Annotated in this window: 4 protein-coding genes and 1 pseudogene; 2 read left to right on the plus strand and 3 right to left on the minus strand. The window is 40.3% G+C overall.

The genetic code is table 11. The features are described from left to right. The 3 genes and pseudogenes from CXF78_RS17605 to CXF78_RS17615 all read right to left on the minus strand — a co-directional run. A pseudogene (locus CXF78_RS17605) lies at positions 1–572 on the minus strand (glutathione synthetase); the annotation flags it as partial. 192 nt (positions 573–764) lie between these two features. Beyond that, positions 765–1,304 (minus strand): RNA polymerase sigma factor SigZ, encoded by a 540-nt coding sequence (gene sigZ / locus CXF78_RS17610; RefSeq protein ID WP_102037488.1) that lies wholly within the window; start codon positions 1,302–1,304, stop codon positions 765–767. 101 nt (positions 1,305–1,405) lie between these two features. Next, positions 1,406–1,699 (minus strand): ArsR/SmtB family transcription factor, encoded by a 294-nt coding sequence (locus CXF78_RS17615; RefSeq protein WP_011637967.1) that lies wholly within the window; start codon positions 1,697–1,699, stop codon positions 1,406–1,408. Positions 1,700–1,805: 106 nt separating this feature from the next. Between CXF78_RS17615 and CXF78_RS17620 the strand changes: the two genes are divergently transcribed. Both CXF78_RS17620 and CXF78_RS17625 read left to right on the plus strand, forming a co-directional pair. Further along, complete coding sequence (locus CXF78_RS17620; protein WP_102037489.1) at positions 1,806–2,741, plus strand: permease; 936 nt, start codon at positions 1,806–1,808, stop codon at positions 2,739–2,741. 278 nt (positions 2,742–3,019) lie between these two features. Then, positions 3,020–3,418, plus strand: a 399-nt coding sequence (locus CXF78_RS17625; RefSeq protein WP_145991548.1) for a cation diffusion facilitator family transporter, incomplete at its 3' end; no start/stop codon positions are given.

A 3,418-nucleotide genomic window follows, 5' to 3' on the forward strand; every position in this document is an offset into this window, starting at 1 on the left:
GCTTGTGCAATACCGTGGGCCAGTTGATCTAGGCCTTGATTATCCGCTGGTGTCGACCGTCTATCTTCTAACCACTGTCGATAAACTTCCGGCCATTGCTCCTTTAAAAAAGCATGAAACTCAGTGGCACGTTGACCAAAAGGCGCCATGCCAGCAGCAATGCCATTAAACTCAATAACTTTGGCACCATGTTGACGATCATCCATAAAATCGGTTCGCATTAACAGTAACGGTTTACGAGCAGGGTTAAGTCGATGCTCAGTATTGCCATGGGCCTGTTGGTGTAAAGACAATAAGCGACCAAAAAACGGATCTGCTTTGGCGACATCATCCAGTACAGATTGGAGGAAATCGTGATCTTCACTGACATTATTTATCAATTTAGTAATAAGCGGGGTCACTTTACGTAAGTACTGAAACACTTCACGCTCCATCGTCATGGGAGCAATACTAAAGGGACAATGTCTTGCGCTGTTATCTGCCTGACGAAACGCAACACCATGCATAATGGCCCATTCAGTTGCTTCATTAATGATTTGCGGTGAAATCAAAGGGGGAGTTGTACGAGCCATAGTTGCTCCAAAAAATAATTATTCTGCCCACGACTCAGCACCAAGCAACCATACAGTTACAAGCGCCCATATAGTTTCAAGTAAGGCATCTGGCAATGATGAGCCTCTAAAAGTCTGACTTAAATATAAAAATATTGTGTTAGATAGCAACTAACATGCAGTGACTAACATATAGCAACTAACATGCACCGATTAACATTTAGCTCGCTGGAGTAGATCTTTCGGGACATAGCTGGTTATACCTTCTTGACCTATTTCAAAATCACAGCAAGCCATCATTTGCTGGCGAAATTTAACTCGGCCTCGTTGAATTCGACTTTTTGCCCCAGAGAGTGACAAGCCTAACTGATCGGCAATAGCTTGTTGCGATACACCTTCTAGTTCCGCTAAACGCAGTGGTGTGCCGTATTTTTCAGGCAGTTCGTCAATCAATGGTCGTAAACATTCTGCTAATTCTTCACGCGCCTGTTTACCTGACTCTTGCTCTTCTGCAACGAGATCGTCAGGCAATGCTTCAAATTGCTGCCGCTGCCGATAGAAATCCATGATGGTATTGTGAGCAATACGATAAAGCCAACCTTTGAGGCTACCTTTGGATTTTAACTGATGCAGATTACCACTGGCTTTGAGGTAAACATCTTGCAAGATGTCATCTACTGCATCAGCATCATCAATGCGATTACTAACGTAACTGCGCAGTTGCGCTTTGTGATGTTGCCATTCAGATATCATATAAACAGACTCTCAACTCACTATAAATTCACGATACAAATACTAAGACGCAGCAGTCAGTATAAAGACGCAAGATTATTAATTATTATTGAATTCGGCGATTAAAAAGTACTGTCGATACAGCATTCTTGTTGCAAGAAGTTGAGTACATTTTCACGCATTTCATAGTTGGCGATACAATATAAAACCCTGCCTTCCCTATGTTGTGTAATCAATCCCGCGGTGATCATACTTGAGATATGGTGAGACAATGTAGAATTGGGTATACCAATATTGTCACCTAACTTACCGACAGCAACGCCCTTTGGCCCCGCTTTCATAACCTGTTTGTAAACGGCCAATCGTGTCGGATGACCTAACTCTTTCAATGCTTTAGCAACTATCTCGATACTCATCAGAAATATTCCTATTAACTTTATATTTCGATAATACTAGAAATATATTGACGATACCATAGATCAATATTATATTTCGAATATACCAGAAATATGGAACTTTAAAATGATAAATATTACTCAACAAATGCTTATAGAAACCTTAAACATGTTTGCCTTCCTTGCTGTAGAGCTAACGGTCTTGTTTTTAGTGATCAGTTACTTTGTCGGCATACTCCAGGAATACATCCCACCATCAAAAATACGAACCATTTTGAGTGGTAAAAATGGCAAAGGATATATTGTGGCGGGATTATTAGGGGCAATTACCCCTTTCTGTTCATGCTCCACTATTCCTTTCTTAAAAGGGCTTTTACGAGCAAACGCAGGATTCGGGCCGATGATGGTTTTCTTGTTTGCAAGTCCTCTGCTCAATCCCATTATTATTGGATTATTTGCCGTGACCTTCGGTCTAAAAGTAACAGCCTTCTATTTTGCTATCGCAATGGGAGTATCAGTAATTGCAGGTTTTACCCTTGAAAAACTGGGCTTTGATAAGTATGTAAAACCTGAAGCCAATTTTGCAGCAGATGTGACAAATGCACCTGAAAAAACAACTTGCGGGTCTTCCTGTGGCGGCAAAACCAAACAGGTCAGTAAATGGCGAAAAATTTGGAACAGCACATGGAGTGACTTTAAGAAAGTTCTTCCTTATTTAATCGGTGGTATCGCTCTTGGTTCAATGATTTACGGCTTTATGCCAACAGAGTTTGTGGTAAGTGTTGCAAGTGAAGATAACCCTTTTGCTATTCCTATCGCTGCTGTCATTGGTATTCCATTGTACATTCGTGCCGAGGCTATTATTCCATTAAGCGCCGCATTAGCAGCAAAAGGGATGAGTCTTGGCGCAGTCATGGCGTTAATTATTGGTAGTGCTGGAGCAAGTTTAACTGAAGTCATTTTGCTTAAATCTATCTTCAAAAACCAAATGATTGTCGCTTTCTTATTCGTCATATTGAGTATGGCAATGGGTGCTGGATTTCTATACCAATCAATATTTTAGCCAAATAAACGGTACACTCTAGCAGGTGTGCCGTTAACCTACTGACTTCACTGTAAAATATTTATCGCATTCCCTCGCTGTTTATTCATTCAGCTGTAAAAATCTGCAATGTATTTATCAGTCAACAAAGGGAATCAAATAGTGAATCTACAAAATACATCATCTAAAAAGTTTCGATTTAGCGGTTTTGAATACTGAATATAGAGTAATCAACTTATTTACTTTGACTATCAAACAATATAACATCGAGAATTACTTGATAATCAAACTACTTTCTTATGAATAAAATTGCCGAAAAATATATTCACCAACACAATTTCACCTCCGTTAACGAGCAAAATGTCAAACGCACTTGGTATGTGCTTGTTATCACAGTCATCACCATGGCCGTCGAAGTGATAGCGGGTACGATATATGGTTCTATGGCCTTGCTCGCTGATGGCTGGCATATGGGGACTCATGCCGCCGCTTTTTGTATTACGCTATTCACTTATAGTTATGCAAAAAAGCATGCTAATAGTGACAAATTCTCTTTTGGCGTAGGCAAAGTCGGCGTTCTCGGTGGATATACAAGTGCAATCGCATTAGCCATTGTCGCTATCATTATGCTGGTCGAATCTCTACACCGTTTATGGTCACCTATTGAGATCCAATTTAACCAATCTATTCTTGTGGCT

This window comes from Shewanella sp. 11B5 (assembly GCF_002836795.1).
Lineage (GTDB): Bacteria > Pseudomonadota > Gammaproteobacteria > Enterobacterales > Shewanellaceae > Shewanella > Shewanella frigidimarina.

Coding starts and splice junctions, on each gene's coding strand:
- sigZ (WP_102037488.1), bottom strand. CDS start 1,304: ATGATATCTGAATGGCAACATCACAAAGCGCAACTGCGCAGTTACGTT.
- CXF78_RS17615 (WP_011637967.1), bottom strand. CDS start 1,699: ATGAGTATCGAGATAGTTGCTAAAGCATTGAAAGAGTTAGGTCATCCG.
- CXF78_RS17620 (WP_102037489.1), top strand. CDS start 1,806: ATGATAAATATTACTCAACAAATGCTTATAGAAACCTTAAACATGTTT.